The following is a 12,137-nucleotide window of genomic DNA, read 5'->3' as shown; positions in this document are numbered from 1 at the left end:
TATATAAACAATGAGGAAGTTTGATGAAAGAAGAGGCGATAGTGATGACGAAGGCGGAAAAAATGATCGCACACCTTGAACAGGGGGACATGGACAAGGCGTCTTCATTGTATGAGCAGGTGCTCGCCTCGAGCGACGCGGAAGAACAATTTATGCTTGGTGAACAATTGCTCCAGCTTGGTTTTCTAGATGAAGCAAGGCAGCTTTTTGAGACATTGCTTGCCTTATTTCCAGGAGAAGGTGAATTGTCGCTGCTGCTAGCTGAAACATTCGTTGAAATGGACCGTGAAGAAGAAGCTCTTCTCATTTTGGATGAAATAGATGATACAGATCCGTTTTATACGCGGTCACTTCTCGTTCAAGCGGATTTATATCAAATGCAGGGGTTATATGAAGTAAGCGAACAGAAATTATTAAAAGCAAAGCGAATAGAACCGGATGAACCGATCATTACGCTTGCTCTTGGCGAATTGTATCTCGAAGAAGGCAAATTTTTAGAAGCGGTGCGGCAATACGAAATCCTATTAGAAGAAAACAAAACAGAGATCGCAGGTATTTCCATTCACAAGCGGCTGGCGGAATCATACAGTGCGGGAGGAGCATTTGAAGAAAGTCTTCCACATTTTAAAAAAGCACTCGACATGAAAATGGATGTCGACACATTGTTCATGTACGGGTTTACCGCTTATCAAGCAGGACAGTACAAAACAGCGGCAATTAAACTGACGGAAGCGGCGGAGCTGGATCCTGACTACCATTCTATTTATTTACACCTCGCACGGGCCTATGAAATGGAAGAAGAAATGATGCCGGCGCTAGAAGCGGCCAGATCCGGAATTGCACGTGACGCATATCAAAAAGAATTGTTTTTATTAGCCGGAAAGCTGGCGATGAAAAGCGGCCTGGAAGAAGAGGCTGAATCTCATCTGAGGGAATCGCTGGCACTTGATCCGGAGTATACGGAAGCCGCTCTTTCACTAAATGCGCTGTTGCGAAAACGCGAAGATTACACGGGTATACTTGAAATCACATCGATGTTCCGTGAATCCGGCAGCGCTGAACCGCTTCTATTATGGGATGCTGCACGGGCGGCGGAGCGTCTCGAAGAATATAAAGAAGCAGCAGCGTTATATGTGGAATTGTTCCCTGTTTTAAAGGAAAACTCAGAGTTTTTATCGGACTACGGCTACTTTTTGATGGAGGAAGGAAAGCGCAGTGAAGCACTTCGCGTATTCGAATTATTGATGAAGGAAGAGCCGATGAATGATGAATGGATGGAAGTTGTTGAACGATTAAAAACAGATATATAATAAATGACAGAGGAGATGATGATGATGGCAGCCCCGGTTTCCGTTCATGAGAAAAAGGATTTTATCCGCTGGTTTTTAAATCATTATCAGTTGAAAAGAAGAGAATCTGTCTGGATTTTAAATTATTTGATGAGTCATGATCAATTGATGGAGAACGTCCATTTTGTAGATGATGCGCAATATTGTCCCCGCGGGATGATCATGTCGGCCCACTGTGTTGACAGTGCTCCGTTTCGTTTTTTTAAAGATAATATTATGACAACCGATGCGGAAAAATCTTTCCATGACATTCGGTTAAATAAAGAAGAAGATATTTTTATTGAATTAAAATTTTACGGTGCTCCGCAGTCACATCATTATGCAGCTGTCCGGGAAGAAAATCCGTTTATGCCGAAGAGGACGAGGCTGACAGAAAAGGAAAAAGAACTCGCGGAACAGTTTTTAAAGTGGAGCGTCTACGACTTTCAGCGTAAAAGGCTTAATGAAAAAATCGATGCAGCACTTGATAGTGGTGATAAAGAAGAATTTTTGCAGCTGACAGAGCAGCTGTATGAATTAATGAATCATATTAAAACGTCTGAGGTATAATCAGGCGTTTTCTTTTGCAACGAAACCCGCACTTATGTTTGCAACGAAAGAATAGCGGGTGTATGATGAAAAAAGAGGTGAAGAAAATGAACTGGAATGGCAAAGATACCGCTTTATTTTTACAGCAAAAAGAATATATTGACACGGCAATTGTGCCATTGATCCCGGCTGATTTTGGTCCGGGGATGATTCATGCAGCGGAACAAAATGAATTTATTCAGCTGCTCGTTGCTTTTCTTGAAAAACAATTTAAAGGCCGGCTTCTTGTGACGCCAGCTAACGCGTATTTACCGGATCGTGCAGAAAAAGTTGCTGATGCAGCACAATGGGCTGACCGATTGAAAGAGACCGGATTTAAGCACATTTTCTTTTTTACGTCAGACAGCTCATGGAGACAGGAAGAAGAGAATGTGAGCGGTTCTGTCATATGGATACCGTCTGTTCCGCTCGGCGATATGGAAGATTCGATGAAATACTCACTGATTGAAAACCAAGCAAAGCAAATTGTCAATATCATCGTGCAAAAATGGCAGGCAAATCTCTCATAATTCGAAAAATCGTCACACTCTATAAACCTTTTAATTCCTGTTAATATTGACCTGTTTAGCTGGATAGATTATCATAATGGTGTCCTAGTTTATGTTTATGCTCATACAAGGTCCATCGTGGGCGAAGCTTATTGTATAGAGGGGGGAAAAGAATGAGTAAACAACCTGTTTCACGACGCCAGTTTCTAAACTACACGCTAACCGGTGTAGGCGGTTTCATGGCAGCGGGCATGTTGATGCCGATGGTGCGTTTCGCTGTAGATCCAGTGCTGAAAGGGGAAGCAGCCGGCGATTACCATCCGACACAGCAAAAAGTATCTGAATTAACAGAAACACCTGTGCGCGTAGACTTTTCTTACGAGCAGAAAGATGCATGGTACACTTCCGAAGTGACAAGTACTGCCTGGGTTTACAAAAACAACAAAGGCGAAATCGTAGCGTTGTCACCGGTATGTAAGCATCTTGGCTGTACAGTGAGCTGGGAAGGGAACGATCATAAAAACCAGTTCTTCTGTCCTTGCCACAATGGTTTGTACGAAAAGAGCGGGAAAAACGTTCCTGGTACACCGCCATTGAAACCGCTTGATGTTTATCCAACAGCCGAAAAAGACGGATTGCTGCAACTCGGCAAACCACAGGCAAACAACGTGTAAAGGAGGCGTAATAAATGCTCAATAAAATTTATGACTGGGTTGATGAACGTCTCGATATTACGCCTTTGTGGCGCGATATTGCCGACCACGAAGTGCCTGAGCACGTAAACCCGGCCCATCATTTTTCGGCGTTCGTATATTGCTTTGGCGGACTGACATTCTTCGTCACTGTCATTCAAATTTTGTCAGGTATGTTTTTAACAATGTATTACGTACCGGACATTAAAAATGCATGGGAATCTGTATATTATCTACAAAATGAAGTTGCGTTTGGTGTCATTGTACGTGGTATGCATCACTGGGGTGCAAGCCTTGTAATTGTTATGATGTTTTTACATACATTACGTGTATTCTTCCAGGGGGCATACAAAAAACCGCGTGAATTGAACTGGGTTGTCGGCGTATTGATTTTCTTCGTCATGCTCGGTCTTGGTTTCACAGGATACCTGCTCCCTTGGGATATGAAAGCATTATTTGCTACAAAAGTAGGAATTGAGATTGCGGCTTCGACACCGCTGATTGGTCATGAATTGAAAGTTTTGCTTGCTGGACATCCTGACATTGTTGGTGCGCAAACACTGACTCGTTTCTTTGCAATTCATGTGTTCTTCCTGCCTGCTGCTCTGCTTGGCTTAATGGGAGCTCACTTCTTAATGATCCGTAAACAGGGTATTTCAGGACCGTTGTAAAAAATAATTTAATCATTATTCTTTAAAAAGAAGGAGGGGGACGCAATGCATCGTGGAAAAGGGATGAAGTTCGTCGGTGACTCACGTGTACCGGCTGAACGCAAACCAAATATTCCGAAAGATTATTCTGAATATCCAGGTAAAACGGAAGCTTTCTGGCCTAACTTCCTTTTGAAGGAATGGATGGTGGGAGCTGTCTTCCTTATCGGTTACCTCTGCTTAACAATCGCCCATCCATCACCGCTTGAGCGTGTGGCAGATCCGACAGATACAGGCTATCTTCCATTGCCAGACTGGTATTTCTTATTCTTGTATCAATTACTTAAATACACATATGCATCAGGTCCGTACAATATCATTGGTGCATTTATTATTCCAGGACTAGCATTTGGTGCACTAATGCTTGCGCCATTTATTGATCGCGGTCCAAAACGCCGTCCGACTCAACGTCCATTTGCAACTGGCTTTATGCTCTTATCTATCGCATCAATTATCTTCCTTACATGGGAGTCAGTTGTCGCAGTAGACTGGGAAGCAAAAGAAGCGATGGGTAAAATCGTTGAAGAAGCAGAAATCGATACAAGTTCTGACGGCTTTGTGGTCTATGAAGAAAACGGCTGTATTAACTGTCACGGTGATAATTTAGCCGGCGGTTCTGCTGCACCATCATTAGTTGGTACAGGCTTGACTGCTGAAGAAGTTGCCGACATTGCGAAAAACGGTGTAGGAAAAATGCCGCCGGGAATGTATAAAGGCAACGACGAAGACCTTGCTAAATTGTCTGAATTCATTTCAACGCTTGAAGCAAAATAAGGAAAAGAAAGGACTGTCCGAATTGTTCGGCAGTCTTTTTTATTATGAAGGAGGATGGTGCATGTTATACTTCCTTTTATCGAATCGCGCATTTATGTGGGTGCTGTTTCTAAGCAATTTAGCAGGAACGATTTATGGTTACATTTGGTACATGCCGCAATTAAGGCAGACACCGGCGGTTTTTTTGCCATTTGTTCCAGACAGCCCCACAGCAAGTTTGTTTTTTACGATCGCGATCTTTGGTTTATTAATCGGCCGGTCATGGGGACTTGTTCAGGCACTTGCCGTCATGACACTGTTTAAGTATGGAATTTGGGCTGTAGCAATGAATATTTTTACATTATTTGTAACAGGAAATTTATCATGGCTCGGCTGGATGTTAGTCGCATCACATTTTATTATGGCTGTCCAAGGAATGCTATATGCGCCTTTTTTTCAAGTAAAAGTCATTCATCTCATCGTTGCTGCCCTTTGGACTCTTCATAATGAAATCATTGACTACGTATATATGCAATATCCTGTTTATTCACAACTCCACTTATATATTCAAGAAATTGGCTACTTTACATTCTGGCTAAGCATCGGATCAATCTTTGTAACCTGGTATATGTGCGTGAGAAGGAACCGGACAATCTGGCGATAAAATATCATCTTTTTTCATCCCATCTGCATATAATGTTAGGAATGGATGGGAGGAGTGGAGATGGAAAAAATCATCGCCTTTTTATGGAGTTTCCTTCTCGTATTTGTTCCAGTAAGCAGCGCTGAAGAGATGAAACTGGAGCAAAAAGAACAGCTTGTACATGTGACGGCACTGACCGGCGGTGTGATTATTTCATCGCTTATTTATACAGGGCGAAAAAAATATAATGCGATGAAAAAAGAAAAACAGACGAAGCGTAAACATTGACGTATAGGGGTATTTATCGGTACAATATGAGTAACAAAATACGACAGTATATATGGAGGTAGATGGAATTAAATGATCTGGCTTATTTATTTTGCGATCATTATTATCGTCCCAATTTGGGCACAGCTTAAGGTGAAAAGTACGTATAAAAAATATTCACGAGTATCCGTTTCAACAGGCATTACCGGTGCAGAAGCAGCGAGACGCATTCTGGACGATAACGGACTGCAGAACGTAACAGTGCATGAATCACACGGCTTTTTAAGTGACCATTATAACCCGATAACAAAGTCGGTTCATTTGTCACCGGATAATTATCACGGCCATTCCATTGCCGGTGCCGCTGTAGCAGCCCATGAAGTCGGACACGCAATTCAAGATAAAGAAGCGTATTCGTTCCTTCGTTTTCGCCACGCTTTAGTACCAATTGCAAACATTAGTTCAAATATGTCATGGATTTTCATTATGATTGGTATATTTACGACAATGTCTAATATGCTTCTTCTCGGTATCGTATTAATGGCGGCTGGTGTCTTGTTCCAGGTTATTACGCTGCCGGTTGAGTTTAATGCCTCAAACCGAGCGATGGACCAAATCGTCGCTTCTGGCATTATCCGGAACGATGAAGAACGGGAAGCGCGAAAAGTGTTAAATGCTGCAGCGATGACGTATGTGGCTGCAGCAGCAGTTGCTGTACTTGAGCTTGTTCGTTTAATCTTAATGTATACAGGCATGCAGCAAAGTGAAGATTAAAATAAAAGCACCGGAATCGTTATAGATTCCGGTGCTTTTTTATAGGCAATATCAAGTTATTGAATCGGTTGTTTATTTTCATCGAGAGTAAAACCTTCACCGAAGACGTCATGTACGACGGTAACGGATACAAATGCAGACGGGTCTACTGCGTGGATGATGTTTTTCAGCCGGACGATTTCATTTTTGCCAACGACGCAGTACAACACTTCGCGCGGTTCTTTTGTATAGGAGCCGTATCCCTTTAAAATCGTTACACCCCGGTCCATCCGCTTATTGATTTCCTCTGCAATATCTTCATGATGATTGGAAATAATCATTGCTCCGCGTGCTGCATATGCACCTTCTTGCATAAAGTCAATGACTCGCGCCCCTGTAAAAACGGCAACAAGTGTATACATTGCTTCACGATAATCGATGTAGGTTAAAACAGATGCAGCAATGACGCAAGCATCAAATAAAAACATTGTTTTTCCCATGCTGATTTGGCGGTATTTGTGTAAAAGTCTTGCGATGATATCGACCCCTCCTGTTGTCCCGCCATAGCGGAACGTAATTCCAAGCCCGACGCCAAGACACAGACCTGCAAACAGGGAGGCTAAAAACAAATCATCACGGAGCGGGATATTAAACTGCCAGCGCTGAAAAATCCATAAAAAAAGCGAGACGCTGAATGTACCAATCAGTGTGTAATAAAACGATATACGGCCGAGCAATTTCCAGCCAATAAAAAAGAGTGGAATGTTCAACACTAGGTTGGAATAGGACGGTTCAATACCAAATAGGTTGTACAATAAAAGTGTAATACCAGTAAACCCGCCTTCTGCAAGGTTGTTTTGCATGTTAAAATGAACGAGCCCAAATGAAAAAACAGCTGAACCGATTAAAATAAAAAGTATATTTTTGAATCGTATCCCGAACCACATAAAATCCCTCCTTGGTCTTATTATAACGGGAAAGAAGAAAAAAATTGCGCCGTCCGCCTATAATTAGTAACATATAAGGGGAGAAAGTGGTGACATAAATGGATAAATCAATGCGAAAGATGCAAAAAGAAGTAGATGATTACATCGGGCAGTTTAAGGAAGGGTATTTCAGCCCGCTAGCCATGATGGCGCGTCTTACAGAAGAACTTGGGGAACTTGCCCGTGAAGTAAACCATTATTATGGTGAAAAACCTAAAAAATCAACAGAAGAAGAAAAAACAATCGAAGAAGAACTCGGAGATGTGCTATTTGTGGCGATTTGTCTAGCGAACTCACTTAATATTGATTTGCAGACAGCACACGACCGGGTGATGAATAAATTCCAGACGAGAGATAAAGATCGTTGGACGAAAATTGAGGAGGAACAAAATTGAGCAGTATTCGTGTCATTATAGCGGGGCCACGAGGCCGCATGGGAACAGAAGCAGTGAAGATGGTAATGGAGACGCCTGAATTTGATCTTGTAGCAGCACTGGATCGGAAGCACGGCGGAGAAACTTTGTCAGACATTGGATTTTCAGGTTCGGACGCACCCATTTACACGGATGTGCGCGACTGCTTCACTGATCATCCAGCTGATGTACTAATTGATTTGACGACGCCTGAATTTGGATATGTACATACGAAAACAGCACTTGAGCATGGGATTCGCCCTGTTGTCGGTACAACTGGTTTTACGGATGAACAACTTGAAGAGTTGAAAGAACTTGCTGAATCGAAAGAGCTTGGCTGTATCATTGCGCCAAACTTTGCAATCGGAGCTGTATTAATGATGAAGTTTTCTCAATTGGCGGCAAAATATTTTCAAGATGTCGAAATTATTGAATTGCATCATGATAAAAAACTTGATGCACCGTCCGGCACAGCTGTGAAAACAGCACAAATGATTAACGAAGTGCGCCAGCCGAAGAAACAGGGGCATCCGGATGAAAAAGAAACGATCCAGGGTGCACGTGGTGCTAATATGAACGGAATGCATATCCATAGTGTCCGGCTCCCCGGATTGATCGCTCACCAGCAAGTACTGTTCGGTGCTGACGGCGAAACGTTAACGCTCCGTCATGATTCATACAACCGTGCATCATTTATGTCAGGTGTAAAAGTGTGCGTTGAAACAGTTATGAAAACGAAAACTCTCGTGTACGGCCTTGAAAATATTTTGGATTAATGGAGGCGCCAAATGAATATTGCACTCATTGCACACGATAAGAAGAAAGACGATTTAATTCAGTTTGTCTCCGAGAATAAAAAAGTATTTAGCAGTCATTTATTATTCGCAACCGGGACAACTGGGACAAGAATTATGGAAGCGACCGGCTTGTCTATTCACCGTTTTCAATCAGGTCCGCTTGGCGGTGATCAGGAAATCGGTGCACGCATTGCCCGGGGTGAAATGGATTTCGTTTTCTTCTTCCGTGATCCACTAACTGCCCAGCCTCATGAGCCTGATGTTACGGCACTCGTCCGTCTTTGTGACGTATATTCTGTACCGCTTGCGACGAATCTTGGTACAGCACGTGTTTTGATTAATGGGATTTTAGAAGAGCAGGGCGAGGGAACGGCAGGGGAATAAAATGGGACTTAATATTGGCATTACGTGCTATCCGACAGTAGGCGGCTCGGGCGTTGTCGCAACGGAACTGGGAAAGCTTCTCGCTGAAAAAGGGCATACGATTCACTTTATCACATCTGCTGTTCCTTTCCGGTTGAACAGGATGTACCACAATATTTTCTTTCATCAAGTCGAAGTTAATCAATACTCTGTTTTTCAATATCCACCATACGATATTGCACTTGCAAGTAAGATGGCGGACGTAATTGATCGGGAAAAACTTGATATTTTGCATGTTCACTATGCCATTCCGCACGCAGTATGCGCTATTTTAGGAAAGCAAATGGCAAAATCAAATGTAAAAATTGTAACGACGCTGCACGGGACTGATATTACGGTCCTAGGTTCTGATTCAGCACTTACTTCGGCCATTAAATTTGGCATTGAACAATCTGATGCGGTAACCGCGGTGTCCGATTCCCTTGTGAATCAAACAATCGAGCTCATTGAGCCTGATAAAAAAATTGAAACGGTCTATAATTTTATCGACGAACGCGTATACAGACCAACTGAATCCACACAACATTTAAAAAAAGAATTCGGCATTGAAGAGAATGAAAAAGTTGTCATTCATGTGTCAAATTTCCGCCCCGTAAAAAGGGTAACGGACGTAGTTAATGTGTTTGCTAGAATTGTAAATGAGATGCCCGCAAAACTTCTTCTTGTCGGTGATGGACCGGAAATGACGGTTGTATGCCGCCTTGTTGAAGCGCTTGGCCTAGAAGGCAGCGTACTGTATCTTGGTAAACAGAATAATCTCGCGGAACTTTATGGAATCAGTGACCTGAAGCTTCTTTTGTCTGAAAAAGAAAGCTTTGGCCTCGTTGCGCTAGAAGCGATGGCATGCGGCGTCCCTTGCATTGGAACGGATGCCGGCGGGATTCCTGAAGTGATTGAGGATGGGAAAAATGGCTTTATTTGTCCGGTTGGCGATATTGAATCAATCAGTGCTGCAGCCATCTCATTGTTGACCGACCGTCAACTGTATGAATCCATGAGAAAACAAGCAATCGAAACCGTTCAGACACGTTTTCATTCATCGGATATTGTTGGACAATATGAACATGTGTATGATCGTCTATTGAAGGAGGATCATCATGATTGATCACCCTTTTTTTAAAGAAGCACTCCCGATTATTCAAGCTCTTGAGGAATCGGGTCATGAAGCTTATTTTGTCGGTGGTGCGGTTCGCGATTTACTTTTGCATCGGCCGATCCATGACATAGATATTGCCACTTCGGCTTTGCCGAACGAAGTGAAAACCATTTTTATGCATACTATAGACGTTGGCATTGAACATGGAACAATTCTTGTGTTACGCGATGGCTGCGGGTTTGAAGTAACGACATTTCGTACTGAGTCAGAATACAGTGATTTTAGGAGGCCGGACGAGGTGAAGTTCGTCCGGTCGCTTCATGATGACTTAAAGCGCCGCGATTTTACAATGAATGCAATTGCGATGACGGCAGAGGGGAAACTGATTGATCCATTTAACGGACAGCCCGATTTGACTAAGGGTATTATCCGGACCGTTGGCGATGCATCAGAACGCTTTTCAGAAGATGCACTTCGTATGATGCGCGCCGCTAGATTCATGAGTCAGCTATCGTTCGAACTCGATCCAAAAACATGCAAGGCTTTGGTCGATCATGCGCCCCTTTTGTCTCATATTGCGGTCGAACGAAAATTAAATGAAATGGATAAACTTCTTAGTGCGCCTGACAAAGCTGCCGGGCTTTCCATCATCGCTCAAACAGGTCTATATGCGTTTTTGCCTGGTCTTGCAGGACAAAAAAAGACCATTGAACGTATCGCAGCTCTTCAGCTGCAGCCGCTGAGTGTGAACCAAATGTGGATTCTTATTGTATATGAAGCGGCAGCCGGAGACATCACTAATTTTTTACGCGGCTGGCGAATGTCCAGTAGACGTGTCAAACGAATTGAAAAAGGGGTGCGTACATTAAATCGGGTTCTGACAGAGGGCTGGACCGATCTGTTACTATATGAAATGCAGCTTGAAGCAGCGGTGGATTGTGCAGAGGCAATGGCTGTATTAGATGGGCGCCCCTCTTTTTCAAAGGATATTATTTCAAGGTGGCATGCGCTGCCAATTAAAAGCCGAAGCGATCTCAACGCAACAGGGTCTGATTTAATGGAATGGACAGGGAAACCGAGAGGGGCTTGGATAAAAGAGTGTTTGGAATTGGTTGAAAAAGCGATTATGAACCGTGAAATTAACAACACAAAAGAACAAATAAAGGAGTTTTTGCTGTCGTGCAGTCGTCTGTAAAACATAAACTACTTGAAGCATTTTCGAAAGCGGATGGGGATTTTGTATCCGGACAGGCGCTGGCCGATATTATCGGCTGTTCACGTACGGCTGTTTGGAAGCATATTGAATCACTCCGCCAGGAAGGGTTTGAATTAGAGGCAGTACGTAAAAAGGGATACCGAATTACGTCTAAACCGGATAAAGTAAGTGAAAATGAGCTGTTGATCGGCCTTGAAACAGTTCGTCTTGGCAAGAAAGTCGTTTTTATAGAAAGTGTTGAATCGACACAAAAAGAGGCGCATAAATTGGCCGAAGAAGCAGAAGAAGGCACGCTTGTAATCGCGGAAGAACAGACGGCAGGACGGGGCCGGATGACGAGAGAATGGCATTCTCCAAAGTATACTGGCATATGGATGAGCTTGATTTTGAAGCCAAATCTGCCCCCGTATAAAGCGCCGCAATTTACACTCATTACGGCAGTTGCAGTTACTGAAGCGATCCGTGATGCTGCAGGTGTGATGGCGGAAATTAAATGGCCAAATGACATTTTATTAAACGGAAAAAAAATAACCGGCATCTTAACCGAATTGCAGGCGGATTCAGATCAAATCCGCTCGATTATTATTGGAATTGGCATGAATGTGAATCAGCGTCAATTCCCGGAGGAACTTTCAAATATCGCAACGTCGATTTCAATTGAAAAAGGTGAAACTGTGCCGCGTGCAAAATTGGTACAGGCGATTATGAAAAACCTGGAGTTGTACTATGATGAATACATGACGAACGGTTTTGGATTGATAAAAGACAAATGGGAATCGTACGCAATCTCGATCGGGCGTCATATTATAGCGCGGACCGTTACTGGGACCATTCGAGGAAAAGCGCTTGGTATTACCGATGAAGGTGTGTTGAAATTACAAGATGAAAACGGAATGATTCATGATATTTATTCAGCAGATATTGAAATCGATCAGTAATTTTTCATAGTCAAAAAAGGGTGAC

General features: G+C 43.0%; 16 protein-coding genes. 15 read left to right on the top strand and 1 reads right to left on the bottom strand.

All coding sequences use genetic code 11. From position 1 onward, the window contains the following. The first annotated feature begins 23 nt into the window (after nt 1–23). From BTO28_RS14965 to BTO28_RS14925, 9 genes are all read left to right on the top strand, one after another. Nucleotides 24–1,310, top strand: coding sequence for a tetratricopeptide repeat protein (locus BTO28_RS14965; RefSeq protein ID WP_332888733.1), 1,287 nt, complete (start codon nt 24–26; stop codon nt 1,308–1,310). 24 nt (nt 1,311–1,334) lie between these two features. Beyond that, nucleotides 1,335–1,898 (top strand): ReoY family proteolytic degradation factor, encoded by a 564-nt coding sequence (locus BTO28_RS14960; protein WP_076767720.1) that lies wholly within the window; start codon nt 1,335–1,337, stop codon nt 1,896–1,898. A gap of 86 nt (nt 1,899–1,984) precedes the next feature. Beyond that, complete coding sequence (locus BTO28_RS14955) at nt 1,985–2,446, top strand: YpiF family protein (RefSeq protein ID WP_076767890.1); 462 nt, start codon at nt 1,985–1,987, stop codon at nt 2,444–2,446. A 152-nt stretch (nt 2,447–2,598) separates the two neighbouring features. Continuing rightward, entirely contained in the window at nt 2,599–3,099 is a 501-nt protein-coding gene (locus BTO28_RS14950) for a QcrA and Rieske domain-containing protein (protein WP_076767718.1), read from the top strand. A 14-nt stretch (nt 3,100–3,113) separates the two neighbouring features. Then, complete coding sequence (qcrB, locus tag BTO28_RS14945; RefSeq protein ID WP_075397521.1) at nt 3,114–3,788, top strand: menaquinol-cytochrome c reductase cytochrome b subunit; 675 nt, start codon at nt 3,114–3,116, stop codon at nt 3,786–3,788. 45 nt (nt 3,789–3,833) lie between these two features. Then, nucleotides 3,834–4,601: a menaquinol-cytochrome c reductase cytochrome b/c subunit gene (locus BTO28_RS14940; protein ID WP_076767716.1), complete on the top strand. Its 768-nt coding sequence runs from the start codon at nt 3,834–3,836 to the stop codon at nt 4,599–4,601. A gap of 61 nt (nt 4,602–4,662) precedes the next feature. Beyond that, entirely contained in the window at nt 4,663–5,244 is a 582-nt protein-coding gene (gene lhaT / locus BTO28_RS14935; protein WP_076767714.1) for a lipoprotein heptaprenylglyceryl N-acetyltransferase LhaT, read from the top strand. Between the two features lie 60 nt (nt 5,245–5,304). Then, nucleotides 5,305–5,511, top strand: a complete 207-nt coding sequence (locus tag BTO28_RS14930) for a sporulation protein YpjB (protein WP_076767712.1) — start codon at nt 5,305–5,307, stop codon at nt 5,509–5,511. Between the two features lie 72 nt (nt 5,512–5,583). Further along, nucleotides 5,584–6,264: a zinc metallopeptidase gene (locus BTO28_RS14925; protein ID WP_076767710.1), complete on the top strand. Its 681-nt coding sequence runs from the start codon at nt 5,584–5,586 to the stop codon at nt 6,262–6,264. 56 nt (nt 6,265–6,320) lie between these two features. On the opposite strand, the gene BTO28_RS14920 is transcribed toward BTO28_RS14925, so the two are convergent. Continuing rightward, nucleotides 6,321–7,190: a YitT family protein gene (locus BTO28_RS14920; RefSeq protein WP_076767708.1), complete on the bottom strand. Its 870-nt coding sequence runs from the start codon at nt 7,188–7,190 to the stop codon at nt 6,321–6,323. A gap of 98 nt (nt 7,191–7,288) precedes the next feature. On the opposite strand from BTO28_RS14920, the gene BTO28_RS14915 reads away from it, so the two are divergent. The 6 genes from BTO28_RS14915 to BTO28_RS14890 are packed head-to-tail and all read left to right on the top strand — an operon-like array spanning nt 7,289 to nt 12,112. Further along, nucleotides 7,289–7,624, top strand: coding sequence for a nucleotide pyrophosphohydrolase (locus BTO28_RS14915; RefSeq protein WP_076767706.1), 336 nt, complete (start codon nt 7,289–7,291; stop codon nt 7,622–7,624). Continuing rightward, complete coding sequence (gene dapB, locus BTO28_RS14910) at nt 7,621–8,418, top strand: 4-hydroxy-tetrahydrodipicolinate reductase (protein WP_076767705.1); 798 nt, start codon at nt 7,621–7,623, stop codon at nt 8,416–8,418. Before BTO28_RS14915 ends, dapB begins: the two co-directional genes overlap by 4 nt. A gap of 12 nt (nt 8,419–8,430) precedes the next feature. Next, a complete protein-coding gene (mgsA, locus tag BTO28_RS14905; protein WP_076767703.1) occupies nt 8,431–8,823 on the top strand; it encodes a methylglyoxal synthase in 393 nt (130 codons plus the stop codon). A 1-nt stretch (nt 8,824) separates the two neighbouring features. Beyond that, entirely contained in the window at nt 8,825–9,967 is a 1,143-nt protein-coding gene (bshA, locus tag BTO28_RS14900) for an N-acetyl-alpha-D-glucosaminyl L-malate synthase BshA (RefSeq protein ID WP_076767700.1), read from the top strand. Continuing rightward, the gene (locus BTO28_RS14895) at nt 9,960–11,153 is read left to right on the top strand and encodes a CCA tRNA nucleotidyltransferase (RefSeq protein WP_076767698.1); all 1,194 of its coding nucleotides are present in this window, start codon (nt 9,960–9,962) and stop codon (nt 11,151–11,153) included. Before bshA ends, BTO28_RS14895 begins: the two co-directional genes overlap by 8 nt. Then, nucleotides 11,138–12,112 (top strand): biotin--[acetyl-CoA-carboxylase] ligase, encoded by a 975-nt coding sequence (locus tag BTO28_RS14890; protein ID WP_076767695.1) that lies wholly within the window; start codon nt 11,138–11,140, stop codon nt 12,110–12,112. The genes BTO28_RS14895 and BTO28_RS14890 overlap by 16 nt, the downstream gene beginning before the upstream one ends. Nucleotides 12,113–12,137 lie beyond the last annotated feature (25 nt).

It is taken from the genome of Domibacillus epiphyticus, assembly GCF_001975785.1.
GTDB lineage: Bacteria > Bacillota > Bacilli > Bacillales > Domibacillaceae > Domibacillus > Domibacillus epiphyticus.
The sequence above is the reverse complement of the archived record's forward strand: the minus strand, read 5'-3'. Positions and strand labels throughout refer to the sequence as shown.

Excerpts from the sequence above, each read along its gene's own strand:
- BTO28_RS14965 (WP_332888733.1), top strand. The coding sequence starts at position 24 with ATGAAAGAAGAGGCGATAGTGATGACGAAGGCGGAAAAAATGATCGCA.
- BTO28_RS14960 (WP_076767720.1), top strand. The coding sequence starts at position 1,335 with ATGGCAGCCCCGGTTTCCGTTCATGAGAAAAAGGATTTTATCCGCTGG.
- BTO28_RS14955 (WP_076767890.1), top strand. The coding sequence starts at position 1,985 with ATGAACTGGAATGGCAAAGATACCGCTTTATTTTTACAGCAAAAAGAA.
- BTO28_RS14950 (WP_076767718.1), top strand. The coding sequence starts at position 2,599 with ATGAGTAAACAACCTGTTTCACGACGCCAGTTTCTAAACTACACGCTA.
- qcrB (WP_075397521.1), top strand. The coding sequence starts at position 3,114 with ATGCTCAATAAAATTTATGACTGGGTTGATGAACGTCTCGATATTACG.
- BTO28_RS14940 (WP_076767716.1), top strand. The coding sequence starts at position 3,834 with ATGCATCGTGGAAAAGGGATGAAGTTCGTCGGTGACTCACGTGTACCG.
- lhaT (WP_076767714.1), top strand. The coding sequence starts at position 4,663 with ATGTTATACTTCCTTTTATCGAATCGCGCATTTATGTGGGTGCTGTTT.
- BTO28_RS14930 (WP_076767712.1), top strand. The coding sequence starts at position 5,305 with ATGGAAAAAATCATCGCCTTTTTATGGAGTTTCCTTCTCGTATTTGTT.
- BTO28_RS14925 (WP_076767710.1), top strand. The coding sequence starts at position 5,584 with ATGATCTGGCTTATTTATTTTGCGATCATTATTATCGTCCCAATTTGG.
- BTO28_RS14920 (WP_076767708.1), bottom strand. The coding sequence starts at position 7,190 with ATGTGGTTCGGGATACGATTCAAAAATATACTTTTTATTTTAATCGGT.
- BTO28_RS14915 (WP_076767706.1), top strand. The coding sequence starts at position 7,289 with ATGGATAAATCAATGCGAAAGATGCAAAAAGAAGTAGATGATTACATC.
- mgsA (WP_076767703.1), top strand. The coding sequence starts at position 8,431 with ATGAATATTGCACTCATTGCACACGATAAGAAGAAAGACGATTTAATT.
- bshA (WP_076767700.1), top strand. The coding sequence starts at position 8,825 with ATGGGACTTAATATTGGCATTACGTGCTATCCGACAGTAGGCGGCTCG.
- BTO28_RS14895 (WP_076767698.1), top strand. The coding sequence starts at position 9,960 with ATGATTGATCACCCTTTTTTTAAAGAAGCACTCCCGATTATTCAAGCT.